Source organism: Pseudomonas sp. B7 (assembly GCF_016735645.1).
GTDB lineage: Bacteria > Pseudomonadota > Gammaproteobacteria > Pseudomonadales > Pseudomonadaceae > Aquipseudomonas > Aquipseudomonas glycinae.
Genome location: NZ_JAERRE010000012.1, coordinates 90,119 through 115,327 on the forward strand (window position 1 = coordinate 90,119; position 25,209 = coordinate 115,327).

Below are 25,209 nucleotides of genomic sequence, written 5' to 3' on the forward strand. Positions count from 1 at the left end.
CAAGGATTGGAAGTGGAAGCCTTGTAAGTTAAGTAATAAACAGCTATGAGTCTACATAGCTGTTTATTACGGGAGGCGTTAGTCCGCGGTGAGTAAGTATCGCAATATTGGAAGTACTTCATCTCGCATTTGGAATGCCTCCAGCTTACTGATTGGCTGAAAGTGACTGTGGACTGCGCTATTAAGCTTTTCTTTGTGCTGTGCGAATTTTTTTAAGCTGTGTTTGATGCTTTTTCGATTGGCATCATCCCAAACAGTTTCATTTGCTTCTAAGTAAACTATTATTTCGTCGAGAGTAGGGCTTGCGTTGTTCTCTTCAACTTTGCTCAGCGGTGCCCTGTCTGTCTTTTGTCGCTCGGAGTTGCGTTTTTCAATGATAGATTTTTTTAATGGCGTGTACATTTCTTTTCGGATAAGGAACCAGATGGAGCTTACTTCGAATAGGGTTCTCATGAGCAAGAGTGCTGAGTAACTGGTTCGATTGAGATTTATAATTTTCGCTTCATGAACCAGTGCGAGATGTTTGTCATCGCAATATAGCTCGTCCATCTCAATTGGTAGTAGTGTTTCAAATGTATTGTGATCTAATTTATGTGTTGGCTGCTTTATTACAGGTTTGGCAGCGGGAGATTTTGTAGTCGTCGGATTGCTTGGCGCAGTGGCGGTCGGAATCGGTTTGGGAGGTGTAGATATAGCAGCAGGCGTGGGGATTGGTGGAAGTTTTCCACGCCCAGCTCTGATTTCCTTCATCTTGTCAGAAAAGACTCTCCATTTTTGGGTGAATTTTTTCATTTCCTCAAGTGTGGTTTGATAAGCGGGGTTGTTGAGGTCCACATCAGTCTTGGTGGTGCTCCAAGGTAGTTTCTCAGGATGCTTGCTGTAAAAGTATACGTTTCCGACAAAACCATAAAATTGAGTGTGGAACTTGCCAAGCCAACCTGTTTTCCATGTTTGATCAGAAACTATTACCGCTCTATCATTACAAAAAATTGTCCAGCCATACTGCTTGGTTAGTTCGCGTGAGTTGTTTTTATCTCCTCCTGTCTCTACGCTGAATTTGTGCTTGATATGTTGGCCTGCTTCAATGTGTACCGATACCTCATCCGAGGGCTTGAAAAACTTTCGGTCGGTATCATAATGGCTGTCGGTGCGAATTTTGATTAGTTCGCTTTGTATTTCTACATCGTTAATGCTGATGTCGAGACCTTTTTCTAGATATTTTCCGTAACGTCTGCCAATTTCAATTATGAAGTCTGCTTCCCAGGCCGCGTCTGAAAACTTACGAGAAGTTTCCCCAGCAATTTTATTTATGGACAGTGTCGTGCCAACCTTTCCTTGAGAGGGAAGGCTTGTAGCGGGCAAATTCCAGTTCTCAGTTTTGAGATATTCCGTGGTGTCTAACGTAAGCGTACAGCGCTCTCTTCCAGTATCTGAGTCAAGATTTATGTCACGGCCCAACTTGAAAATCGCTCTGTTGAGTCCTACTCCGAATACACCGATACCTGAATCGTGGCTCGAGCGTTGTCCGAACCGAAGCGCCGCAGTGGACAAATCAAGTTGAGATATTCCCCCACAGTTATCAGTAATGATGAATTTTTCACCATCGATGGTTAGTTTTATTTTGAAGTTTTCATAGCTGGCAGGAGAAGAGTCGCGTGCAAGTGCTGGGTCAAGTTTGTATAGAGTGTCGCGAGCGGCATCTATGGAATTGTCTATTAGATCGAAGATGCAGGCTTCAATTGTTATGTCACGGATTAAACTGTCTACTACGACCTCTTTGCTTGGCCGAGTATCAACTGTGAACTCTTCACCAATGGCACTCATTGCGGCTGCTCTCCCTTGCTCTCTCAAGCTACTTTGTTCTGGTTGTTTTGTGTCATGGCGGTCATGATTACGCTCATAATTCCTAGCGAAACTAAGGGCGAGACACTATTTCCAATCATTCGGAAACTATGCCACTTTGTTGGATGAAATACGAACCAATCGGGAAATCCCTGAAGTCGAGCTGCCTCTCGTACATTGATGACTCGACCTTCAGACGGGTGCAAGGGTCTGACTGCTTGAAATGACCCTTTATCCGACCCTGTACCAGCCCGGAGTGTTGGGCTCAGACCGTCCCAACTTAATTTATGCGACTTGCTAATAAGGTCTGGCTTGCCATTTGGTGTATTTTTGTATCGTAGCGAAATCTCTTCAGAGTGCTTAGTCTCCGTTAGACCAGAGATAAAACCATCTTTAAGTTTTTTTACGCTTTCCGGCCATCCAATACCTTTAGGCGGAGGTGTTCTCATTTTTTTTGCGTAAGGTGATAAGTTTTTCTTATCTTGACTTGGGTAAGGGGTCCAAGAGTAATCGTTGTAGTTTTTAGTATCTTTAGTTGGGGCCGGCAAATCGGAAATTGCGTCTTTTACAGTTGTATATTTTTTTACTTTTTTTGTGATAAATTGCTCGATTGTCAAGGATGATATTTCTTTAGGGTCATAGCCAATTACCAATACTCGGTATCGATTTGTTGGCGCGCCGAAGTCTGCGGCATTAATGACGAAAGGCCCTAATATTGTATATATTTCGGAAATTTGTCCGATGCCATTTGTTAACGTTTCAATGTTTTCTTCGTCTAAGATCCCTTGGACATTTTCCATCACAAAAAACTTAGGGCGAAGCTCTTTAACATGGCGATAAAAGTGATGAACCAGATCGTTTCTCGGATCATCCTTCTGCCTTTTTCCTATGCGACTAAAGCCTTGGCATGGTGGGCCGCCTATAATTCCATGGGGGCGTTTGTTGCCAATTAAAACCTTCCAGTCGTTTAGTTGTATGTCGGCTACATTGCCTTCAAAAACTTTTGTATTGGGGAAGTTTTTTTTGTAGCCTGATTGAAGAGTTGAGTCAATATCAATTGCGGCAAGCGTATGAAAGCCCGATAGTTCGGCACCTAACGAAAAACCGCCACAACCAGAAAATAGGTCAACGATGCTGGGCGTGTCCGTGAACGTTTCCATTCAAACCTCAAAGTAAAAACTGCGCGTAGCATACCTTCGGATTTTTCGTTTGTCGTCTTCAGGTATGGCTTTGTGCCGCTTTGCCCTTCATGTGGCGCGGCGCTTAATGCTTGTCTCCGAAGTGCAAGGCCGGCCACGTCCCAGCAGCCTGTTTTGCTCCTCTGTAGCTCTGGCGTTGGCGATCAATGTAGTCGGCGAGGTCCTGTATATGCAGACCAAAGAACAAAAAGGGACGGATCTATTTATTTTTAGTTTTTCATTCGTTTAAGTGAGCCTTCCCGTAGTCATCCAAACCCTACACATCCTTGCGCCACCCCCTACACCTAAGACAGAATCCGCCGGCTTGTGCGTCTAGCCCGTGGCTTTTATCGTTCTCGGGTCACTGAAAACCAGTGGCCGGGTTTGGTAGCCCGTGTGTTAGATGTACAGCGTCATCGTCTCCGGTCGTGCTTTCGGCCGGGGTCTATGGTGGTCATGTACAGGGCGTCTTCGGGCGCGCCGGCTCCTAACACCCGGTCTACCAACCTGTTCATGGCCGCCACCCTTCGTTTGGTAGCGAAAGGGTGAAGCCTTCACTAAAAGTGTTAGGAGTTTCATCCATGTTCAAACCAACACCCAACCCACCAGAAACCGATCCGGTTTCCCCCTACAAATTCCCCGATTCACGAACCCTGAACGAAGCCGCCGAACGCGCCCTCGATCATTACCTCACCCCACAGCAACGGATCATGGGCAGCCACACCCAACATGACCCGATGTACTTCGCCAACCCGGCCTACGACACCGAATCCCTGCTCGCCAACGCCAGCGAATCCCTGGGATCAGCCTCCGAAATGCTCAACAATTTCGCCGCCACCCTGGAGCCCGCCCACCGCAAAACCGCCATCGGCATTGCGCAGTTGGTGATGTTGGGGTCGTTGGCGGTGAATCAGGCGTTGGATAACGTCGAGCCGAAGTAGGTTCGGGCAACCCTCTGCGGTGGAGGGTTGATCGTCAGGCGTGGGTTCAACCTGAACCCACGCTGAAAACCCCACAAGTTTCATCTTCCCGCTACCCGCACAGGCCTACGATCCCTCTACAAGATCCCGACCCCACCCGAGCGCCACACACCATGAACAATCCACTCAAAGCGCTGTTGATCGTCGCCACCGTCTCGGTTTTAAGCGCCTGCTCCGGCTCCGGTGGCTTGACCACCACCAGTTGTTTCTCCAGTGACTGTCAGTCGCTGCAGGCGCGGAACGTGAATACGTTGAAGTTCGGCGGGAGCAATATCGGTAACAGTTTCAACCAGTACAGCTCCGGCCTGATGCATGACGATTGAGGGTTACTGGGCCGCGGGTACGGCGATCCATTCGCTCAGGACTTTCTGGTATTTGCCGGTGACTTTGCTCAGGTGCAGCCACTGGTCGACGTAGAGTTTCCAGCTGATGTCGTCGCGCGGCAGCAGGTAGGCTTTTTCGCCGTATTGCATGAACTGGCTCGGGTTGACGGCGCACAGGCCGGGTTTGAGTTTTTGTTGGTAGAGGGCTTCGGAGGCGTCGGTGATCATCACGTCGGCCTTGTTGTCGAGCAGTTGTTCGAAGATGGTCACGTTGTCGTGCAACGCCAGTTGCGCCTTGGGCAGGAAGGCGTGGACGAAGGCTTCGTTGGTGCCGCCGGCGGGTTCGACCAGGCGCACGTTCGGCTGGTTGATCTGGTCGATGGTCTGGTATTTGGACTGGTCGGCGCAGCGCACCAGCGGGATCTTGCCGTCGACGTCGAGGGTGTTGCTGAAGAAGGCTTTTTTCTGGCGTTCGAGGGTCACCGAAATGCCGCCGACGCCGATGTCGCATTTGCCGGCCTGCATGTCCGGCATCAGGGTTTTCCAGGTGGTCTGCACCCATTCGACCTTGACGCCGAGGCTGTCGGCCAGGGTTTGCGCCATGGCGATGTCGATGCCTTCGAATCCGCCGTCCGGGCGTTTGAAGGTGTAGGGCTTGTAGTCGCCGGTGGTGCAGACACGCAACTGGCCCTGTTGCTGAATGGTGTCGAGGTGCGAGGCCGGTTCTTGTGCCTGGGCGGCGCCGGCGATGGCCAGCAGGCCGCAGAAGATCATCGTGCTTTTTGGAATTGTCATGGAGATCGGGCTTGTGCAGTGGGAGTGCGGGCCAGTGTAGTGAATGCGTTTGCCGGGTGTCATCCCGGTTCCGGGCTCAACGTGCCCAGCCACGCCACCAGCCCCACGATCAACAGCGCAATCACCAGCTCCAATGCCACGCTGCGGCGCAAGGCGTTTGCCGCCACTTGATGCTGCCCGGCGCGCAACGATTGTTCGAGCAACGGCCCGAGGTGGAAGCGGTTCAACGCGGCCAGCACCAACATTCCCCCGAACAACGCAACCTTGATCGCCAGCAGAATCCCGTAGGTGCCGAGCAGGACTTCGCCCAGTGTCGGGCCGACGATGAATAGGTAATTCGCCACGCCGGTGATCGAGAGGATGAGCACAATTGCCGCGCCGACGCCTTCGAAGCGTTTGACGGAATCCGCCAGCGAGCGAATGCGCGCTTCGCTGCACAGTGCGTCGAGCCGCGCCATCAAGATCAGCGCGAGCATCGCGCCCAGCCACGCACCCGCCGCGAGCAGGTGCAGGATGTCGCTGAGCAGGTGCCACGCGTTATCCATCGCGCCGTGTCCGCTCCAGGTCAGGGAGGCGAGGGCGACGGCGCCGGCCATCGATGCCAGCCACAATCCCGGCCAGATCACCACGGCGATCAGCGCAATCATCCGCAGCGTCCACGCCAGCCCGACGTCGGTTTCCAGCACCATCATTTGCAGGTGCGGCCACAGCGCCGCGAACTCCGTTTCGCCACTCATGGCGCGGGTCATCAGCACCAGTCCCGCCACTGACAGCAGCGCCCCGATCAACGCCATCCCGCGCAGCATCGGCCGAAACCGCAGCACCGCGTCAACGCTGTACAGCCCGAACAACGCCAGTCCGAACAACATCAGCAAATCCACATACAACGCCAGACGCAGGAGGATGTTGATCAGTTCAGCCATCGCTCACTTCACTTTGAACGTGACGTTGCCGGTGATCGGGTGCGTGTCCGACGACACCGCGCGCCATTCGACCTTGTAGGTGCCGGCGGGTAGCGGTGCGAGCGGGGTGACGAGCATGGTTTTCGGGTCGCTGCCGGCGCTGACTTTGGCCTTCATCGGCATCGGCGAGTGGGCCATGCCTGGCATTTCGGTCATCACCAGTTTGGCGCCGGAGAACTGGGTCAGCAGATCCTCTGAAAAACGCAGTTCGATCTTGCCGGGCGCCGCGCCGTCGGCACCTTCGGCCGGGGTCGACGACAGCAGTTTCGGATGGGCCTGGGCCAGGGTGCTCAGGAGCAAACCGCTGGCGAGGACGAGGGAGATTTTTAATGTGCGCATGCAAGACCTCGGTGTTGTTTTTTGATGGGATTCAGAACCACAGCCGCACGCCGAGGACGAGTCGCGCTTCGCTGCGATCCTCGCCTTCTTCCCGTGCGTAATCGGCGGTGCGGCCGTAGGTACGGTTCCAGGTCACGCCGATGTAGGGCGCGAATTCGCGGCGGATTTCATAGCGCAGGCGCAGCCCGGCTTCGGTGTTCGCGAGGCCCGAGCCGATCCCGCGTTGCGGGTCGTTTTTGCCGTAGACGTTGAGTTCGGCGGTGGGCTGCAGGATCAGGCGATTGGTCAGCAGGATGTCGTAGTCGCCCTCCAGCCGCAGCGCGCTCTGACCGTTTTCGCCAAGGAACGCCGTGGCTTCGGCTTCGAAGTTGTACAGCGCCATGCCTTGCAGACCGAACGCGGCCCAGGTTTGCGGGGCGCCGGGTTTGAAGTCCTGGCGCACGCCGCTGACCACGTCCCACCACGGCGAAATCGCGTGGCCCCACAGCGCCTGGATTTCCGCGTCTTCGGTCTTGCCGTTGCTGCGTTCGCCCTCGGAGCGCAGCCACAGCCGATCGATGTCGCCGCCGATCCAGCCGGACAAATCCCAGGCCAGGGTGCTGGCGTCGTCGGCGTCCTGCCATTCAAGTTTGTCGGCGAGGAAGTACGTGTTGATGGCGCTGTCGTGGACCTGATGCCCGGCGTGGCTGGTGAACACGGCGGCGCGGTCGGCGTCGGTCAGCGCCGGGATCGGCGTGCGGCTTTCGGTCGGCGCGGCGGGCTGCATCATGCCGTCGTCCATGCTTTGCATGTCGGTCATTTGACTGTGATCCATGCCTTGCATGTCAGCCATCCGGCTGTGATCCATGCCCTGCATGTCGCTGGCGGCGAAGGCCTGGGCCATCGACAGGAGTGACAACGAAAACGCGGCAAATCGAGTCATGGTCGGCGTCCTCATTCTTCCACCCGCACTTCGCGGAACATGCCCATTTCCATGTGGTACAGAAGATGGCAGTGATAGGCCCAACGGCCGAGCGCGTCGGCGGTCACGCGGTAAGTGCGGCGGGTGCCGGGCGGCATGTCGATGGTGTGTTTGCGCACCTGGAAATTGCCGTTTTCGTCTTCCAGATCGCTCCACATGCCGTGCAGGTGGATGGGGTGGGTCATCATCGTGTCGTTGACCAGTACCAGGCGGATTCGCTCGCCGTACTTCAAACGTAGGGGCTCGGCGTCGGAGAACTTGATGCCGTTGAATGACCAGGCGAATTTCTCCATGTGGCCGGTGAGGTGCAGCTCGAGGGTGCGGCTCGGGTCGCGGCCGTCCGGGTCTTCGAACGTGCTGCGCAGGTCGGCGTAGGTCAGCACGCGGCGACCGTTGTTGCGCAGGCCGAGGCCGGGGTCGTCGAGTTTCGCGGCGGTGGTCATGGCTTGCATGTCCACCAGCGGGTTGTCCTTTTCGCTGTCGGGGTGCGACTGCATCGGACCCATGTTCATGCTTGAGTGATCCATGGCGCTCATGTCCATCGAACCATGGTCCATGCCGCCCATACCCATGTCGTCCATGGTCACCAGCGGGCGTGGGTCCAGCGCCGGCACCGGAGCCGACAAACCGGCGCGGGCGGCGAGGGTGCCTCGGGCGTAGCCGGTGCGGTCCATGGCCTGGGCGAACAGGGTGTAGGCGTCGGCGGCGGGTTCGACGATCACGTCATAGGTTTCCGCCACGGCGATGCGCAACTCGTCGACGCTGACCGGTTTGACGTGCAAGCCATCGGCGGCGACCACGGTCATTTTCAATCCGGGAATGCGCACGTCGAAGTAGCTCATGGCCGAGCCGTTGATCAGTCGCAGCCGCAGTTTTTCACCGGGGCGGAACAGGCCGGTCCAGTTGTTATCCGGGGCGTGGCCGTTCATCAGGAAGGTGTACGTGGCGCCGCTGACGTCGGCGATATCGGTGGGGTTCATGTTCATCTGCGCCCACATTGTGCGATCGGCGACGGTGGCGCCCCAGCCTTTTTCGCCGACGTCGTGGATGAAATCGCCGACGGTGCGTTTGTGGAAGTTGTAGTAGTCGGACTGTTTTTTCAGGGTCTTCATCAAGCTGGCCGGGTCTTCGTCGGTCCAGTCACTGAGCATCACCACGTAGTCGCGGTCGTACTGGAACGGCTCTGGTTCCCGCGCATCGATCACCAGCGGCCCGTAGACCCCGGCCTGTTCCTGCAAGCCGGAATGGCTGTGATACCAGTAGGTGCCGTGCTGGCGAACCTTGAACTGGTAAACGTACACGCCACCCGGCTCGATGCCCTTGAAACTCAGGCCGGGCACGCCGTCCATGTTGGCCGGCAGCAGAATGCCGTGCCAGTGGATCGACGTGCTGTCCTTGAGCCGGTTGCGCACCCGCAGCGTCACGGTGTCGCCTTCGCGCCAACGCAACAGCGGGCCGGGCAGGCTGCCGTTGATGGTCATGGCGGTGCGGGGCTGGCCGGTGAAGTTGACCGGGGTTTCGCCGATGAACAGCTCGAAGTCGGTGCCGCTCAGTTCATTTATCTGGCCGGGGCTGTTCAAGGCCCAGACCGGCGTGCGCCACAGGCCGAGGCCGCCGAGCAGACTGCCGGCGGCGAGGCCTTTGACGAAGGTGCGTCTTGAGGTGGTGGATGGCATGCGCTGGAAGTCCCCGTTTGACCAATGACGGGGAGGCTAACCAGCGGCAGCTTTCAGCTGGCTGAGGCGCGGATTACAGTTGTGTCAGGTTCAACCTACAGACCGAGCCCTTCCTGGACTACCAACAGCAGGTTGTTTTCCGTCAACGCAATCGCATCCAGCTGTTGCCCGGTTTCGAGCGTCTGCAACCACCAATGGCTTTCGCCGTGCTCATCGACCGTGCGCAGCAGCGATGCTTCGCGCCCCGGCAGGACGATTTGCACGCGCCCTGCGCCGTCTTCGGTGAAACGGGCGATGGGATCGAACGTCAGGCTGTGGTGGTTGGCTTCGATGATCAACTGGTCGATGGCGTAGTCGTGGGTCTCGCCGTCCGGCGAAGTTTCGCAAACATGGGTAGGATTTCGCCGAATCTTCAGGCCTACCTCGGTCACCGGTTGCAACCAGCCCTCGATGCGGTGATACAAGGCGTAGACCTGAGCCGGCCAGCAATCGATCTCCAGTTCGGCGCAGGTGATTTCGTCAGCATGGGTGTGCCGGGTTTGTTTGAGTTTCGCGGCGAGTTCGTCTGCTTTACTCATGTCGGTTCCCTGTGTTGAGTTCAACAACATCGTAGTCCTTTCAAAGTAATGCAGGTTTTGCCCTGCGTCATGCGTCTGCAACACAAGCGTGACTCAATCAGCCCCTGACCACGTGACGGTCAGACCACAGAAACCACGGACGCACGCGTCCCAAGGAACGGGAACATGAAAAAGCTTTTTACAATTATGGCGCTGATTGCGCTGACGGTCGGTAGCATCGGCCTGAGTTCGGCACGCCAGTCGTCTGCCAGCAAGGCGGAATCGGTGGCGGGGGTGTTCGATTACTACCTGCTGACGTTGTCCTGGTCGCCGACCTTTTGCCTGACCCACAAGGACGACCCGCAATGCACCGGCAAGGGTTACGGTTTTGTCCTGCATGGCCTCTGGCCGCAATACGCTAAGGGCGGCTGGCCGGAATCCTGCCCGCCGCTGACCAACCTGTCGGCCGCCGAAACGGCCAAAGGCCTGACGCTGTTCCCGACCAAAAAACTCCTCGACCACGAATGGAGCAAACACGGCACCTGCAGCGGCCTCGGCGCGATGGGCTATCTGGACGAAGCGGACAAAGCGGTGGGCGCGGTGAAAATCCCGCAAGAGTTGCAACCGTTCAGTAGCTCTTATTATTTTGAAGCGCAGGAAATTGCCGACCTGTTCCGCAGGAGCAATCCGGGCATCCCGTCAGACGGCATCGCCGTCATCTGCAACGGCCCGGAACTCTCGGAAGTGCGCGTGTGCATGGGCAAGGACCTGCAATTCGGCGCCTGCGGCAAGGGCGTGAAAACCCAGTGCCGGGCGGGGGATATCCGGGTGCCGCCGTCGCGTTGACCGGAGCGGTTACCGTCCATGGAAAACAGGCGCCTCTTCAGGCGCCTGTTTTTTTGCGTGCGGGTTTGAACAACGGAAGGACTTTGTTCAAGCTGCGCGCCCCACGGATGATGACGTGATACTGCAAGGAGCCTGCTTACGCACGTATCGCGGAAAACTGCTGTTTGACTCGATCATGGAGGAATTTTCCTGATGTATAGACTGTTCGCTTGCCTGCTTTTCGTGATTTGTTCTGGTTGTGCAAAAGACCATGTATGGCCTCCAGCGAATTTGAGCTATGTGTCTGTTGAGAGAGACAGATCTTTATATGTAATCAGATATCAGTCGAATATTGATGTGTTGGATCTTTTTGGTCGGGGAGAGAGGGTTGGAATGGCTTCAGGCATGCTTCATTGTGCCTTGGCTGAAGATCAGGATTTCTCGGTTGGTAAAGCCATTCGGTTTTCAGCGTTTGGATTGATATCGCCGGATAAAAGAGACGGAGCCCCGGCGGGATACTCTTATCTGACCCATGCTTTCATTTCCGAGACCTCCAGCAACCGAAGCTCGGAAAGATATTTGTCAGTGGCAGAAATCAACCAACTCCTCTCAGGCAAACAACAAATCCCCTGCAAAGTCGTCGTCACCGCTTACGGCTACAAACCCTACTACTCAAACACCATGAACCTCCCGGTCGCAGACCTGCTGCGCGAAGTCAACAAGCCCTGAGCTCAGCGCCATTTGGGGGGATCAAGCAAATCCCCCTGCATCCACCCCCAATTCCCCGCGCAAAAACTCCACCAACCCCCGCTGCAATCCGCTCAACACCCCCTCGCGGCTGACCAGCGCCAGCTCCGTCGGCGGCAGCGGCGGCAAGTCCGTGCACACCCGATGCTCCGGCAACACCGCCGACGCCGGCAGCACCGAAACCCCAAGCCCTGAGGCCACCGCCGCTTGAATGCCGGTCAGACTGTGGCTGCCGAAGGCCACCCGCCAGGGGCGTTGCGCCACGTCAAGCAGGCGGATCGCCCGTTGCCTGTAAAGGCAGCCTTGGGGAAACAATGCCAGCGGCAACACGCCAATGGATGAGTCGAATTCCGTGCCTTTGACCCAAACGAGTCGCTCCGGCCAGGTCGCCCAGGCCGGGCCGCTGTCGGGTTCGCGTTTGATCAGGGCGATGTCGATTTCGCCGCTGTCGAGGCGTTGGCGCAGGTCGAGGCTCATGCCGCTGACGGTTTCCAGCCGTGCTTGCGGGTGGCTGCGGGTGAAGCCGGCGAGGATCAGCGCCATGCGTCGGGCGTCGAAGTCTTCCGGCATGCCGATGCGCAGGATTTCCAGATCCAGATCGCTGGCCAGGGCTTCGCTGGCCTCGGCCGACAAGGCCAGCAGGCGGCGGGCGTAATGAATCAGCAGTTCGCCGTGCTCGGTGACGCTGACGTTCAGCCCGGTGCGGTCGCGCAACAGCAGCGCGTGGCCGACCAGGTCTTCGAGTTTGCGCACCTGTTGGCTGACCGTTGACTGGGTGCGGTGGACGCGTTCGGCGGCGCGGGTGAAGCTGCCTTCATCGACCACGCAGACGAAGGTTTTCAGCAGTTCCAGATCCAGCATGGCGGCGCTCTCGATATTTGTTTGGCAACTGACGGTCGGCTATTTATTTAATTTCACACTATCACCCCGAGTTCATAAGCTGAAGCCCTCACTTGCAGAGGAATTCCCATGACCTTGATCAACACACCGCGCCCGCAATGGCTGACATTCGATTGCTACGGCACCTTGATTCAATGGGACGAAGGCCTGCGCGCCGTGGCTGAGCGGATCCTGAGCGAGAAGGGCGAACACCGGGTCGACGCCGGGCGCCTGATCGAGGTTTACGACCGCCACGAACATCGCCTGGAACAGACGCCACCGCATCGCTCGTTTCGCGAACTCAGCACACTCGGCCTGCAACTGGCCCTGGAAGAACTGGGGCTGGCGAGTGCCAGCCAGGACAGCCAGCGCCTGGCCGCCGCGATCCCGCAGATGCCGCCGTTCCCCGAAGTCGTCGAGACCCTCGCGCAGCTCAAGGCCAAGGGTTTCAAGCTGTGCATCGTCTCCAACACCGATGACGACATCATCGCCGGCAACGTCGCTCAATTGGGTGGCCACATAGACCGGGTGATCACCGCGCAGCAGGCCGGCGCCTACAAACCGGCGCCGAGGCTGTTCGACTACGCTCATGAGCAATTGGGCGTCAGCCGCGATCAGGTGGTGCACATCTGCGCCAGCCCGATGCTCGACCACACGGCGGCCCGCGACATGCATTTTCGCTGCGTATGGATTGATCGAGGGACCGGTCGTCAGTTGCTGCCGGACTATCGGCCCGACGCGATCCTCAACACGCTGGACGAAGTGCTGCCGCTGTTCGCATCCCTTGGCTGGTCATAAAGGAGGTTCGCCATGGCCCATACCCTGACCGGCAGCGCCCGACCCGCGCGTTACGCCTCGGTGAACCTCGACAGCGAAGCCATCATCACCGCTCGCCAAGAGCTGGCGGCGTGCTTTCAACTGGCGGCGCTGCACGGGTTGGAAGAGGGGATCTGCAATCACTTTTCGGCGATGTTGCCGGGGCACGATGAGCTGTTTCTGGTCAATCCGTACGGCTATGCTTTTTCCGAAGTCACGCCGCATAACCTGCTGGTCTGCGACTTCGCCGGCAACGTGGTGGACGGCGAGGGTCAGCCGGAAGCGACTGCTTTCTATATTCATGCGCGCCTGCACCAGCGACTGCCCCGAGTAAAAGTCGCGTTCCACACCCATATGCCGAACGCGACGGCGTTGTGCCTGCTGGAGGGGCCGCCGCTGTTGTGGCTGAGCCAGACCGCGCTGAAGTTCTACGGGCGCACGGCGGTGGACGAGCATTACAACGGGCTGGCGCTGGATGAGCGTGAAGGCGACCGGATTGCCGAGGTGATGGGCGAGGCCGACATTCTGTTCCTGAAAAATCACGGGGTGATAGTCGCGGCGCCGACCATCGCCGAAGCCTGGGACGATCTGTATTACCTGGAGCGTGCCGCGCAAGTGCAACTGCTGGCGATGGCCACGCAACGGGTGTTGAAACCGGTGCCGCACGCGGTGGCGCAGCGGGCGTACGAGCAGATGCGCGAGGGCGATCCGGAAAGTGCGCGGGCGCATTTGCACAGTGCAATGCGGCGGTTGGCCCGTCAGGGCTGATGCGGGTAAAAACGGGCAGGCAAAAATAATTTGCGTCGCAGGTCATCCAATTGCCCTGCGCGCCGATAGCAACTGGGTCGGGATCGTAGCGAGGGCACTTGGTTGCCCCACACAACCCGGTGGGCTACGCTCACAAGAACAAGGGTTTCGGGCTTTTGCCCCTGTCGTACCTGCCCAGGACACGCTTTTGCCTATCCCCATTCACGATCCGCATCAGGCCCCCGGCGGCACCCTCAAGCGTTTGCCCCTGCGCAAGGCGGCGGTGTTGTTCATCGTTGCCGTGTGTCTGTGCCTGTCCGGTCTGCTGTATTTGCAGATCGAACAGTCGCGGCGCCAGGATCTGGCCAACGCGCAGGTGTCGTCGGCCAACCTGACCCGGGCGATGGCGCAGCAGGCTGAAGACACGTTTCTGGCGGCGGATCTGGTGATGACCAGCCTGGTCGACTGGGTTCAGGAAGATGGCTACGGTGCGGCGCAGAAGCCGCGATTGCAGCGAACCTTCGCGCGGCGAGTGCAACAACTCGAGCAGTTGCACGGCATGTTCCTGTTCGACCGCGAAGGTCAGTGGGTGATTACCTCGTTCCCGGATCTGCCGCGCGGCAATGGCGTGGCCGATCGCGAGTACTTCAAGTTTCACCAGCAGAACGTGTCGGGTGTGGCGCACATCGGCCCGGCGATCCGCAGCCGCGAGAACGGCGAGTGGATCATCCCGATCTCGAAACGGGTAAACGACCGCGCCGGCAATTTCCAGGGCGTGTTGCTGGCCGGGATCAAGATGTCGTACTTCGACAAGTTCTTCAAAAGCTTCAGCCTGGATGACAACGGCACGATGTTTCTCGGCATGACTGACGGCACGTTGCTCGCCCGTCGGCCGTTCGACGAGTCTCTGATCGGCACCTCGCTGGCCAAGGGCGAGATCTATCAGAAGCTGCTGCCCAACGCCTCCGCCGGCACCGCGATGATCGATTCGGTGGTCGACGGTGTGGCGCGTCTTTATGGTTACCGGCAGCTGGAAAGCTACCCGTTGGTGGTCGCGGCGTCTTCGTCCCGGGACACTATCCTCCAGGGCTGGTATGACCGGGCGTTTCAGTCCAGCGTGATCGTGGCGCTGGTGATGCTCGGCGTGGGGCTGTTCGGCTGGGTGTTCATTCATCAGGTACGCGATGGCGAGCGGATCGAAAAAAACCTGCGCAAGGCCCAGCAGGCGCTGGAACAGATCGCCACCCACGACAGCCTGACCGGGCTGGCCAACCGGCGTCTGTTCGAGCGCTCGCTGGAGGTGGAATTTGCCCGCGGTGCGCGGCAGTCGAGCCCGGTCAGCCTGATCATGCTCGATATCGATTTTTTCAAACGCTACAACGATGCCTACGGCCACGTGGCTGGCGACCATTGCCTGACGCAGGTCGCGCAGGTGGTGAAAAACTGCTGCCAGCGCAAGTCAGATCTGGCGGTGCGCTATGGCGGGGAAGAGTTCGCGGTGTTGCTGCCGGATACCGACATCAATGGCGCACTGGCGATCGCCGGGCAGATTCGCCGCAGCGTCATGGACAAACACATCACCCACAGCGGTTCGCCCACCGGGTATCTCACGGTGAGCCTGGGTTGCTACGCGTTTATTCCGACCGGCAACGACAGCCCGGAACTGTTCATTCAACGCGCGGATGCGGCGCTGTATCAGGCCAAGAACGCCGGCCGCAACCGCGCGGCCGTGCTGTCAATGGACGTTGGCGTTGGCGAACTGATGCGTTCGGATCGCTGACAAAATCGAATCGGTTCAGACACAGGCCATGGCCTTCACCATGACCTGCTCTTGTTCGTTCAGCCGCCCGTGCCACCGCCGGCACCGCCCGTGCCGCCACCGGCCGAACCGGTGCCACCTCCCGCTCCCGAACCGGAACCGCTGGCGCCGCCGTTGGTGCCGGTGCCATTGCCTGCGCCGCTGCCGCCGGACGGCGAGCCCGGCGTGTTGTCCGGTGGCATGGGCGAGCTGTTGGTGGAGCCGGATTTGGTGCCCGTGGCATCGGCGCCGTCATTGGCGGCGAACGTGACGGCCGAGCCGCTGGCCAGCAGGCCGATCAGCAACAGCGAAGTGAGTTTGCGCGTCATCATGGTCTGTCTCCGGAAAGGGGATTTACTTGATATTGGTCAGACGCGCCGAACCCTTGGTGCCGGCCGGATGACGAGCGGTCAGAAGTCCACGGTCGCCGACACCTTCAGCGTGCGCGGCGTGCCCTGGGTCAGGTAACCGCCGTTGGCCGAGGCCCAGTAAGCTTCGTTGGCGACGTTCTCCAGATTGGCCCGCAGCGTGATCTGCTTTTCATCCAGTTTGAAGGCGTAGCGCGAGCCGAGGTCGAAGCGGTTCCACGCTGGAATGCTTTGAGTATTCGCCGCGTTCAGGTACTGGCCGCCGGTGCGCAACATCCGCGCGCTGAGGGCCGCGCCTTCGAGGCCCGGAATGTCCCAGTCGGCGCCGAGGTTGAACTGGAAGCGCGGCACCCCGACGGCGCGATTACCGTCATTCACACCGTTGCTGCTGCCTTCCAGTTCAGTCTTCATCACGGTTGCGCCGCTGAGCAGGCGCAGGCCGTCGAGCGGTTCGCCGTAGACGTTGAGTTCCACGCCTTTGTTGGTCTGCTGGCCGTCGACCCGGAAGATTCCGTCCTGGGTGTAGCTCGACGGTTGCTCGATGCGGTAGACGCCGAGGTTGGCGCCGTAGCTGCCCATGTCCAGGCGCACGCCGGCCTCGATCTGCTTGCTGCGCACCGGGGCGAAGGTTTCGTCGCGGTTGATCGCCGTGGTCGGCGGCGTCGGGCCCTTGGCCAGGCCTTCGATGCGGTTGGCGTAGAACGACACGTGTTCCCACGGCTTGATCACCAGGCCGTAGACCGGGGTAGTAATCGACTCTTCATAACTTGAGGTGCGGGCGCCGGTGGCGGTGCTCCAGCCGTCGACTTTCAATTCCTGGCGACGCACGCCGAGGGTCAGCAGGATGCGGTCATCGACGAAGCCGAGGGTGTCGGAAATCGCCTCGCTGCGCAGGGTGTTCTTGCCGGTGATGCGCGGGTCGCTGATGTCGCTGGCGAACGAGGTGGGCGCCGGGCGCGGTTTGTCGGTGACGTTGTACAGGTTGGTGCTGTAGCGCCCGGCGGTGCCGATGGTTTCGAACGCCGAGCGCTGCTCGCCCCAGATGCCCGCCCAGCCGAGGTTCAACTGGTGCGTGACGGGGCCGGTGTCGAAGCGGCCGTTGAGCCCGGCCATGGCGCTCTGGTTGTCCTCGTCGTGGGGCGAATAGAGCATGCCGCCACGGGCGTTGCCGTTGAGGTCGGTGACGGTCAGCGACGAGTAAACCCCGTTCTCGCGGGTGTGCTTGGCGCCGCCGGACAAGTAGGCGGTCCAGTTGTCGTTGAGGTCGTACTCGGCGCGGGCCATGCCGAAGGTGTCTTCGAGTTGCGAGTAGCTCCAGCTCTGGGCGTAGCTGGCGTTGGCGTGCGGCACCTTGGGCGCTTTTGCCAAGCTCGAATCGACATAGACCACCGAGCGGCCCTGGTTGATGACCTGCTTCTGATAGCCGAAATCGGTCGAGACTCGCAGGCGATCGCCACGATAGTCCAGGCCGAGGCTGAACAGCGACGAGCGCTGGTCTTCGTCATCGACGGCAGTATCGCCTTCGCGCTGCATCAGGTTGACCCGCGCGCCGAAGCGGTTGTCCTCGCCAAAGCGCTGGCCCAGATCCAGATGGCCGCCGACCCGACCGTCGGCGCTGTAGTCGAGGGTGACGCTGCGGGTCGGCGTGTCCATGGCGCGTTTGGGTTGCAGGTTGATCCCGCCACCGATGCCGCTGCCGCTCGGGGTTACGCCGTTGACGAATGCATTCGGGCCCTTGAACAGTTCGACCCGGTCCAGCGCTTCGACGGCAATGATCTGCCGGGGCAGCACGCCATAGAGGCCGTTATAGGAAATGTCATCGGAGGCCAGCGGCAGGCCGCGGATCATGAACATCTGCGAGAAGTTGCCGAAGCCGTTGGACTGGCGCACCGAGGCGTCGTTGAGCAACACATCGCCGACGGTCTGGGCCTGTTGGTCGGCCATGGTCTTGGCGGTGTAACTGGTGACGCTGAAGGGCAGGTCGTTGACCTCCTGGTTGCCGAGCATGCCGATCTGCGCGCGGCGCGCGACCTGTTCGCCGCCGTAGGTGTCACCACTGTCGTCACGCAGGGCGCTGACGTTGGTGGCGCCCAGTTCCAGCGCGCTGTCCGCCGCAACTTTCGGCGCCACGGTGTAACCGTTGTGCCCGGTGCTGATCAGCTCGAAACCGCTGCCTTCCAGCAACCGGGCAAAACCGCTCTGCGCGGTGTAACTGCCTTGCAGGCCGGGGCTCTGGCGATTGCCCAATTGCGCCGGATCGAACGACAGCGGCACGCCGACGCTGACCGCAAATTGCGCCAGCACATGGCTGAGCAGGCCGGGGCCGATGTTGACGCTGCGGCTGGCGCTTTCACTGACGCTGTCGGCGGCTTGGGCGGCGCTCGGCAGCAGTGCGCTGAAGGCCAGGGCCAGGCTCAGGTTCAGGGCCTTGAGCGCAAACGTGGCGGGGCGGGGCGATGGCATTGCGGTCATTCGGTGTTCCTGTCGGGGGCGTGGAATCGGAAGGTCTATCCACTCACCGGACGAGTCGCGAAAAGGTATCAGGGAATATTGAAAATATTGTCCGAGGGCTCAGACACGGGGCTCCACCGACAGCCAATAGCGGGTCAGGCTGTTGATGTTCAGCGGCAACGTATCGCTGAGCAGACGCAGGCTGGCGTCGGTGTCGCGCAGGGAAAACGCCCCGGACACGCGCATCGCCGCCACGTCCGGATGACAGCGCAGCACGCCCCGGCGATAGCGGCTCAACTCGCCGAGCAATTCGTCCAGACGCATGTTGCTGGCCAGCAGCATGCCTTTGTCCCAGGCCAGGGACGCGGTGTCGAAGGTTTCGCTGCTGTCGAAGCTGTTGAGCTTGAAGCGCTGCCGTTCGCCGGCCTGGAGAATCGCGCTCTGCTTGAGCAGTTGCGGGGTGATCTGGACCTGGCCTTCGAGCACCGACACCAGGCTGCGCGAACCCTCGGTGCGCACGCAGAATCGTGTGCCCAGTGCGCGAGCCACGCCCTGCGGGGTTTCGACAATGAACGGGCGGGCGCTGGCGTCTGCGGCGGTGTTGATCAGCACTTCACCGTTGAGCAGCAGGACGCGGCGCTCTATCGGACTGAAAGTGATGTCCACGGCGCTGTCGGTGTTGAGCACCAGTTGAGTGCCGTCCGGCAGTTGCAGGTTCTTTTGTTCGCCGACGGCGGTGCGCTGGTCGGCTGCCCATTGCTGCCACGGCACATGCTGCGAAGCGATGCCCAGCGGCCCGGCCATCAACAGCAAGCCGAGGCGGGTGAGTGTCTGGCGACGGCTGAGGCCTTCTTTGCGCGAGGCGCGTTTCAAGGTCTGGATCGCGACGTTGGCCGGCACGCTGCGCAAATCCCCCAGCAGCGCTTCGGCCCGTTGCCAGGCCATGGCGTGCTCGGCGCTGCGGCTGCGCCATTGGGCGATGGCCTGATGGTCGGACGGGGTGGCGGTGCCGGAATGCAGTTGCACCAGCCAGTCGGCGGCTTCGCCGAGAATCTGCGGATTGATCATCGACGAACTCATCAGGCGACACTCAGGCAGGCAATGAACGCAGCACGCATGTGGCGTTTGACGGTGATCAGCGAAACATTCAGGCGCGTGGCGATCTGCGCGTAGGTCAGGCCTTCGATCTGCGACAGCAGGAAGGTCTCGCGGGTCTGTTCCGGCAGTTCGCGCAGCAGCGCTTCGATGCGCCACAGGGTTTCGAGAATCAGGTAGCGGGTTTCCGGCGACGGCACTTCGGCGGCGGGCAGGTGCGCGATGGTTTCCAGGTACGCGCGCTCCAGGTCCTGTCGCCGCCAGCGGTCGATCACCAGACCTTTGGCAATGTGCGTCAGCAGCGCCCGGGGCTCGTTGCCCAAGGGCTTGATCACCTGCCGGGTGAGCAGGCGCAAAAAGGTATCGTGCGCCAGATCGGCCGCATCGCAGCGATTGCCCAACTTGCGCTGCAGCCAGCCCTGCAGCCACCCGTGGTGTTCGCTGTAGAGCGTCTGGACTTGCTGATTCAACGGCTGATCGAGGGACGACATGGAGGGCAGATACTCGTTTCGGGCGTCCGTTGCCAGAGATGCAATCGAGAGTGCGATTAGGGTGCAATTAAGAATTGATCGCATTCTAGTGGCGCGCAACGAGTGATGGCAATTGTCCTTTCACACTTTCTTTTCTGACACCGACGCAGTGGCCTACCCATCTTCCGGGAGATTGGCTATTTGCCGGTCCGGGCGCCGGGACTAACGTAGCCCCACATTCACTTGCCCCGGAGAGTCGCCATGAAACCTCGTATCGATTTCTACACCGCGTCCCCAGATGCCCTGAAAGCGATGATCGCCCTGGAAACCGCCGTCTCGAAACTGCCGCTGGAAAAGACTCTGATCGAACTGGTCAAGCTGCGCGCCTCGCAGATCAACGGCTGCGCGTTCTGCATCGACATGCACACCGCCGACGCGATCAAGGGCGGCGAAACCCCGCGCCGGTTGTTCGCCGTGACCGCGTGGCGTGAAGCGCCGTTCTTCACCGAACGTGAACGCGCCGCGCTGCTGTGGACCGAATCCCTGACCCAACTGAGCCTGACCCACGCCCCGGACGAAGACTACGAAGTGGTCGCTGCGCAGTTCTCGCCTCAGGAAATGGTCGACCTGACGGTCGCGATCAGCACCATCAACAGCTGGAACCGCCTGGCCGTGGGCTTCCGTAAAACTCCGCAAGCCTGATCGATCAATGTGCATCGGCACTCGGCGCGGCCGGTGGTTGCACCTTGCGCATCAAGGGCACCATCGCCGTGGCGATGCCGAAGCACACCATGATCATCAGGAACGTGTCGCCGTAGGTTTGCGTCTGCGCTTCACGGTAGGTCAGCAGCCATAGCTGACGCAGGCTGGCGGTGAGGCCGACGTCGCCGCTCTGACCCAGCGCGGCAAAGTTGCCGCCGGCCTGGGCCAGCCACTGATTCACCGCTTCGTTGCTGCTGTTCAGATGCTCCGCCAACCGGGTGAAATGCAGGTTGGTGCGGTCGTTGAGGATGGTCGCGCAGGCGGCAATCCCGATAGCACCGCCCAGATTGCGCATCAGGTTGAACAGGCCCGACGCATGCTTGAGCCGCGCCGGTGCCAAGCCCCCTAAAGTCAATGTCACCGCCGGCGGCACCGCCAGTTGCTGGGCAATCCCGCGCAGGGCTTGCGGCAGCAGCAATTCTCCGGCGCCCCAATCGTGGGTGATCGGACTGAATTCCCACATCGACAAGGCAAACAACGCCAGGCCCGCCATCATGATCCAGCGCAGATCGATGCGATTGGCGAGAAAGGCGTACAGCGGAATCGCCATGATCTGGAACACCCCGGTGGAGAAAACTGCCAGACCAATATCCAGCGCGCCGTAGCCGCGTACCCGGCCGAGAAACAGCGGCGTCAGGTAAATCGTCGCGAACAGGCCGATGCCGGTGACGAAGGAAAAGAAGCAGCCAAGGGCGAAGTTGCGATCCTTGAGCGCGCGCAGGTCGACGATCGGATTGGCCACGTGCAGTGTGCGGCCGACGAATGCCACACCGGCCAGCGCACTGATCCACGCCGTGGTGAGGATGGTCTGGTCGCTGAACCAGTTCCAGCGCGGGCCTTCTTCGAGGGTGTATTCCAGGCAGCCGAGAAACAGCGCCAGAAACACCATGCTCAAATAGTCCGCGCCTTTGAGCAGCGACAGTTCCGGCTGGTCGATCTTCACCAGCATCGGCACCGCCACGGCGACGAAAATCCCCGGCACCAGATTGATGTAGAACAGCCAGTGCCAGGACGAAATATCGGTGATCCAGCCGCCGATCACCGGGCCCAACGTCGGTGCCAGCGAAGCCACGGCGCCAATGGTCGCAGCGGCGATGACCCGCTGCTTGCCGGTGAAGAAAAAGAACGCGGTGGTGAACACCAGCGGAATCATCGAGCCGCCGAGAAACCCTTGCAGCGCGCGAAAGGCGATCATGCTCTGGATGTTCCAGGCGATGCCGCAGAGCAGGCTGGCGAGGGTGAAACCGACCGCTGAAGCGCAGAACAGCCAGCGCGTCGAAAACACCCGCGACAGCCAACCCGACAATGGGATCACGATGATCTCGGCGATCAGGTAACTGGTCTGCACCCACGCCGTTTCATCGGTGCCGGCGGACAACCCGCCGCCGATATCGCGCAGCGAAGCCGAGACGATCTGGATGTCCAGCAGCGCGATGAACATGCCGATGCACATGGTGGCGAAGGCGAACACTTTGGTCGCCGTCGTCATGTCGGCGGCATTGAATGGCTGCGCGGCGGCGGTGAGGGCGGTGCTCATGGCGCGCTGGCCACAGCCGTGGTTTCGGGTTGGGCGCGGGTGTCGACTTCAGCGGTCACCGACAGGCCTGGACGCAGGTGGCCGAGCACGCCGTCCGCCGGGTCGAGCAGGATCCGCACCGGTACACGCTGGACGATTTTTGTGAAGTTGCCGGTGGCGTTTTCCGGCGGCAGCACGCTGAATTGCGAACCGGTGGCCGGGGCGAGGCTGTCGAGGCGACCGTGGAATTCCTGGCCGGACAACACGTCGGCACGGATGCTCACGCGCTGGCCGGGTTTCATTCGCGCCAGTTGATCTTCCTTGAAATTGGCATCGACCCACAGACCGCTGGCCGGCACTACCGATAACTGTTGCGAACCGGCCTGTGCATAGGCGCCGACCCGCGCGCGGCGGTTGCCGATCACGCCGTCGACCGGGGCGCGCAGCTCGGTATAGCCGAGGTTGAGTTGCGCCAGATCCCGTTCGGCCCGGGCTTGCTGGAGGGCGGCGCGGGCCTGTTGTTTCTGGGTTTCGATCACGGTGAGCTGGCGCTGCGCGGCCAGCAGTTCAGCCTGGGCCTTGGCGCTCAAGGCTTGTGCGGTCTTGAAGGTGGCGTCGGCCCGTTGCGCGCTTTCTACCGAGACCGCGTTGGTGGTCACCAGACGTTTATAGCGCGCGTTGTCATCCCGCGAACGAGCGGTTTCAGCGCTGGCGGCATCAATGCCGGCGCGGGCCTGACCGATCACCGCTTGCTGCAGTTGTTCGGTGGCGTCGAGGTTGGCCAGCAGCGCCTCTTCGGCGGCGACCGCGCCTTCGGCCTTGGCCAGATTGGCGCGGTAGTCGCGGGCGTCGAGGCGAATCAGCACGTCGCCGGCCTTCACCTTCTGGTTGTCGCTGACCAGCACTTCTTCGATGTAACCGGCGACTTTCGGCCCGATCACCGTGACGTCGCCGCCGATGTAGGCATCGTCGGTTTCCTCGAGAAATCGCCCCGTGCCCCACCAATGCACGGCATATAGCCCGGCGAATACCAGCGCAGCCAGTCCCGCAGTCGGCAACAGCAGGCGTTTGAGCAGGGGAGGTTTGGGGGCGCTGACCGGAACGGCGAGATCGGGTTCTACGGTGGGCATGCTGGTCATGGCGTAATACCTGAAGAAGCGGAATGGCTATTACGACCGTAATATGACGTGAGTAATATTTTGTGGCAATTGATTTTTATCGCCGGTCGTCAGATGAATCTTGTTGAAAGCAAAAGCTGATCATTTGTTTAAGAAATGTAAGCGCTGTAGGAAGCGTCTTGCATTTGTGTAGGAAGGCTTTGACTATCACCGCAATTGATGGGGTGGCATTACGCCAGTTGATTGCAAGGATGTTGAGTGCCGTATTCGCTTTGCGTTGTTTCTCGTTGTCGTTCCCTGCCGCGCCCGCTGTTGTCGGCCTTGTTGTTGAGTGTGTGCGCGCCCAGCGTTCTCGCCGCCGAAACTCCAGCCCCTGGCCAGGAAGTGCTGCGTCAGCAGCAACTGCAACAGCGTGACCTGCAACAACTGCAACTCGAACAGCGCAAACGCCAACTGGAGCGCGGCGCGTTTGGCCCGACGCCGGTCAATCCGGACATTCCTGAGTCGATCAAACCTGATGAGCGCTGCTGGCCCTTGAGTGGTACGCGCATCGGCGGTGTGACGCTGATCGATAAAGACAAACTCAACGCCCGGATCAAACCGCTGTTGGCGCCGTGCATGGGCGTCGGCCAGATCAACCATTTGCTGGCGACCATCACCGCGCTGTACGTGGAGAAGGGCTATATCGCCAGCCGGCCATACCTGAGCAGCGCTCCAGCGGCGGGGCAATCGCTGGATATCCTGATCGACGAAGGCTACATCGAGTCCATCGAGCTGGCCGACCAGAGCCTGCCAGTGTCGCTCGGCGGGGCGTTCCCCGGAATGCTCGGCAAACCGCTGAACCTGCGGGATCTGGAGCAGGGGCTGGATCAGTTGAACCGTCTGCGTTCGCTCGATCTGACCGCCGACATCGCCCCCGGCGGCCAGCCCGGCGCGTCGAAAATCATCCTGCGTTCGCGGACCTCCTGGCAGTCGCGCTGGGCCCTCGGTGCCGGTTTCGACAACCTCGGCAGTGCCAGCACCGGTCGTGACCGTGACACCCTGAGCCTGACCCTCGACAGTCCGCTCGAACTCAACGACCTGCTGAGCCTCAGCGCCAGCGACACCCTCAATCAGGGGGATCGCTACAGCCGCAACGCCAGCCTCTATTACGCGATTCCCTACGGTTACTGGACGTTCAGCGCTTTCGCCAGCCACGCCGAATACCGTGCGCCGTTCAAACTCAGCGCGGCGACCCTGCACAGCACCGGCATCACCGATCAGCTCAGCCTGCGCGCCGACCGGGTGTTGTGGCGCGACCAGAGCCATCAGCTCAGCGCCAACCTGCAACTGGCGCACAAGGACGTCGACAGTTATCTGGAAAACGTCCGCCTCGGCATTCAGAGCCCGACCCTGACCGTGGCCGAAGCCGGGCTCAATCTGTTCTGGCTCGACCGCGCGGTGTGGAACCTCGACGTCAATTACGCCCAGGGTTTAAGCGGGTTCGGTGCCGACGACGATGCCGATCGCCAGGTCAAAAACCTGCCCAAGGCACAGTTTCGCAAGTACCGCGCCGGCCTCAGCCAGTGGCGCAACGGCCAGCTCGGCGCGCAAGCCTGGCAATGGCAGAGCCAACTCAATTTGCAGTACAGCCCGGATCCGTTGCCGGCCATCGAACAACTGCTCGGCACCGACGATTCCGCCGTGCGCGGTTACCGGGTCAGCAGCGCGTCCGGCGCCAGCGGCGCGATCTGGCGCAACACCTTGCGCCTGCCGCTGCGCAGCGATTTGCCGGTGCAGCTCACCCCGCGCGTCGGCCTCGACCACGGCTGGATCAAGGCCGATCACGGCGCTCCGGTTCAACGCCTGAGCGGCGCCAGCATCGGCCTCAACCTGGGCTGGAAAAACCTGCAGGTGGACGTCGATTACCAACGCAGCCTGAACACCCCGACCGGCCTGCACCGCGAACCTGAAACCTGGTTGATGCGGGTCGGATTACAGATATGAACGTCAGTGAACAACAGC

The 25,209-nt window shown here is 60.1% G+C and carries 24 protein-coding genes; 9 read left to right on the plus strand and 15 right to left on the minus strand.

Annotated elements, in window-relative coordinates:
* Positions 1-78 precede the first annotated feature (78 nt).
* Both JKA62_RS24785 and JKA62_RS24790 read right to left on the minus strand, forming a co-directional pair.
* Positions 79-1,824: an ATP-binding protein gene (locus JKA62_RS24785; protein ID WP_201819918.1), complete on the minus strand. Its 1,746-nt coding sequence runs from the start codon at positions 1,822-1,824 to the stop codon at positions 79-81.
* A gap of 23 nt (positions 1,825-1,847) precedes the next feature.
* Complete coding sequence (locus JKA62_RS24790; RefSeq protein ID WP_201819920.1) at positions 1,848-3,002, minus strand: DNA cytosine methyltransferase; 1,155 nt, start codon at positions 3,000-3,002, stop codon at positions 1,848-1,850.
* Positions 3,003-3,601: 599 nt separating this feature from the next.
* Between JKA62_RS24790 and JKA62_RS24795 the strand changes: the two genes are divergently transcribed.
* The gene (locus tag JKA62_RS24795; RefSeq protein ID WP_007955862.1) at positions 3,602-3,961 is read left to right on the plus strand and encodes a DUF6124 family protein; all 360 of its coding nucleotides are present in this window, start codon (positions 3,602-3,604) and stop codon (positions 3,959-3,961) included.
* 152 nt (positions 3,962-4,113) lie between these two features.
* Positions 4,114-4,323 (plus strand): hypothetical protein, encoded by a 210-nt coding sequence (locus JKA62_RS24800; RefSeq protein ID WP_129974277.1) that lies wholly within the window; start codon positions 4,114-4,116, stop codon positions 4,321-4,323.
* Between the two features lie 3 nt (positions 4,324-4,326).
* Here JKA62_RS24800 and JKA62_RS24805 read toward each other — a convergent pair whose 3' ends face one another.
* The 6 genes from JKA62_RS24805 to JKA62_RS24830 form a co-directional block, all read right to left on the minus strand.
* Complete coding sequence (locus tag JKA62_RS24805) at positions 4,327-5,118, minus strand: transporter substrate-binding domain-containing protein (protein WP_201819922.1); 792 nt, start codon at positions 5,116-5,118, stop codon at positions 4,327-4,329.
* A gap of 59 nt (positions 5,119-5,177) precedes the next feature.
* Positions 5,178-6,041: a copper homeostasis membrane protein CopD gene (gene copD / locus JKA62_RS24810; RefSeq protein WP_201819924.1), complete on the minus strand. Its 864-nt coding sequence runs from the start codon at positions 6,039-6,041 to the stop codon at positions 5,178-5,180.
* A gap of 3 nt (positions 6,042-6,044) precedes the next feature.
* Entirely contained in the window at positions 6,045-6,419 is a 375-nt protein-coding gene (gene copC / locus JKA62_RS24815; protein WP_011335143.1) for a copper homeostasis periplasmic binding protein CopC, read from the minus strand.
* Positions 6,420-6,450: 31 nt separating this feature from the next.
* Positions 6,451-7,341: a copper resistance protein B gene (locus JKA62_RS24820; protein WP_201819927.1), complete on the minus strand. Its 891-nt coding sequence runs from the start codon at positions 7,339-7,341 to the stop codon at positions 6,451-6,453.
* 11 nt (positions 7,342-7,352) lie between these two features.
* Complete coding sequence (locus JKA62_RS24825) at positions 7,353-9,056, minus strand: copper resistance system multicopper oxidase (protein WP_201819931.1); 1,704 nt, start codon at positions 9,054-9,056, stop codon at positions 7,353-7,355.
* A 95-nt stretch (positions 9,057-9,151) separates the two neighbouring features.
* The gene (locus tag JKA62_RS24830; protein ID WP_201819933.1) at positions 9,152-9,634 is read right to left on the minus strand and encodes a hypothetical protein; all 483 of its coding nucleotides are present in this window, start codon (positions 9,632-9,634) and stop codon (positions 9,152-9,154) included.
* A gap of 165 nt (positions 9,635-9,799) precedes the next feature.
* Between JKA62_RS24830 and JKA62_RS24835 the strand changes: the two genes are divergently transcribed.
* Together JKA62_RS24835 and JKA62_RS24840 are read left to right on the plus strand one after the other, a co-directional pair.
* Positions 9,800-10,459 carry a ribonuclease T2 gene (locus JKA62_RS24835; protein ID WP_011335138.1) on the plus strand — a complete coding sequence of 220 codons (660 nt, stop codon included), beginning with the start codon at positions 9,800-9,802 and terminating at the stop codon, positions 10,457-10,459.
* A 192-nt stretch (positions 10,460-10,651) separates the two neighbouring features.
* On the plus strand, positions 10,652-11,167 hold the full coding sequence (locus JKA62_RS24840; protein ID WP_011335135.1) for a hypothetical protein: 516 nt from the start codon (positions 10,652-10,654) through the stop codon (positions 11,165-11,167).
* 21 nt (positions 11,168-11,188) lie between these two features.
* Here JKA62_RS24840 and JKA62_RS24845 read toward each other — a convergent pair whose 3' ends face one another.
* Positions 11,189-12,046: a LysR substrate-binding domain-containing protein gene (locus JKA62_RS24845; protein ID WP_011335134.1), complete on the minus strand. Its 858-nt coding sequence runs from the start codon at positions 12,044-12,046 to the stop codon at positions 11,189-11,191.
* Between the two features lie 108 nt (positions 12,047-12,154).
* Between JKA62_RS24845 and JKA62_RS24850 the strand changes: the two genes are divergently transcribed.
* From JKA62_RS24850 to JKA62_RS24860, 3 genes are all read left to right on the plus strand, one after another.
* Positions 12,155-12,862 carry a haloacid dehalogenase type II gene (locus JKA62_RS24850; RefSeq protein WP_011335133.1) on the plus strand — a complete coding sequence of 236 codons (708 nt, stop codon included), beginning with the start codon at positions 12,155-12,157 and terminating at the stop codon, positions 12,860-12,862.
* A 12-nt stretch (positions 12,863-12,874) separates the two neighbouring features.
* Positions 12,875-13,648: an aldolase gene (locus JKA62_RS24855; protein WP_201819936.1), complete on the plus strand. Its 774-nt coding sequence runs from the start codon at positions 12,875-12,877 to the stop codon at positions 13,646-13,648.
* Positions 13,649-13,835: 187 nt separating this feature from the next.
* The gene (locus JKA62_RS24860) at positions 13,836-15,407 is read left to right on the plus strand and encodes a sensor domain-containing diguanylate cyclase (RefSeq protein ID WP_064380942.1); all 1,572 of its coding nucleotides are present in this window, start codon (positions 13,836-13,838) and stop codon (positions 15,405-15,407) included.
* Between the two features lie 59 nt (positions 15,408-15,466).
* Here JKA62_RS24860 and JKA62_RS24865 read toward each other — a convergent pair whose 3' ends face one another.
* The 4 genes from JKA62_RS24865 to JKA62_RS24880 form a co-directional block, all read right to left on the minus strand.
* The gene (locus tag JKA62_RS24865) at positions 15,467-15,757 is read right to left on the minus strand and encodes a hypothetical protein (protein WP_201819938.1); all 291 of its coding nucleotides are present in this window, start codon (positions 15,755-15,757) and stop codon (positions 15,467-15,469) included.
* A 78-nt stretch (positions 15,758-15,835) separates the two neighbouring features.
* Positions 15,836-18,265, minus strand: a complete 2,430-nt coding sequence (locus tag JKA62_RS24870; protein WP_201819941.1) for a TonB-dependent receptor — start codon at positions 18,263-18,265, stop codon at positions 15,836-15,838.
* A 99-nt stretch (positions 18,266-18,364) separates the two neighbouring features.
* Complete coding sequence (locus JKA62_RS24875; protein ID WP_011335128.1) at positions 18,365-19,324, minus strand: FecR domain-containing protein; 960 nt, start codon at positions 19,322-19,324, stop codon at positions 18,365-18,367.
* Entirely contained in the window at positions 19,324-19,830 is a 507-nt protein-coding gene (locus JKA62_RS24880; protein ID WP_041475360.1) for a sigma-70 family RNA polymerase sigma factor, read from the minus strand. Before JKA62_RS24880 ends, JKA62_RS24875 begins: the two co-directional genes overlap by 1 nt.
* A gap of 240 nt (positions 19,831-20,070) precedes the next feature.
* Here JKA62_RS24880 and JKA62_RS24885 point away from each other — a divergent pair, with 240 nt between their 5' ends.
* Positions 20,071-20,511: a carboxymuconolactone decarboxylase family protein gene (locus tag JKA62_RS24885; RefSeq protein WP_011335126.1), complete on the plus strand. Its 441-nt coding sequence runs from the start codon at positions 20,071-20,073 to the stop codon at positions 20,509-20,511.
* 4 nt (positions 20,512-20,515) lie between these two features.
* On the opposite strand, the gene JKA62_RS24890 is transcribed toward JKA62_RS24885, so the two are convergent.
* Together JKA62_RS24890 and JKA62_RS24895 are read right to left on the minus strand one after the other, a co-directional pair.
* A complete protein-coding gene (locus tag JKA62_RS24890; protein WP_201819945.1) occupies positions 20,516-22,108 on the minus strand; it encodes a DHA2 family efflux MFS transporter permease subunit in 1,593 nt (530 codons plus the stop codon).
* Positions 22,105-23,226, minus strand: coding sequence for an HlyD family secretion protein (locus JKA62_RS24895; protein ID WP_085613168.1), 1,122 nt, complete (start codon positions 23,224-23,226; stop codon positions 22,105-22,107). Before JKA62_RS24895 ends, JKA62_RS24890 begins: the two co-directional genes overlap by 4 nt.
* A 237-nt stretch (positions 23,227-23,463) precedes the next feature.
* Between JKA62_RS24895 and JKA62_RS24900 the strand changes: the two genes are divergently transcribed.
* Positions 23,464-25,191 (plus strand): ShlB/FhaC/HecB family hemolysin secretion/activation protein, encoded by a 1,728-nt coding sequence (locus tag JKA62_RS24900; RefSeq protein WP_201819948.1) that lies wholly within the window; start codon positions 23,464-23,466, stop codon positions 25,189-25,191.
* Positions 25,192-25,209: the final 18 nt, after the last annotated feature.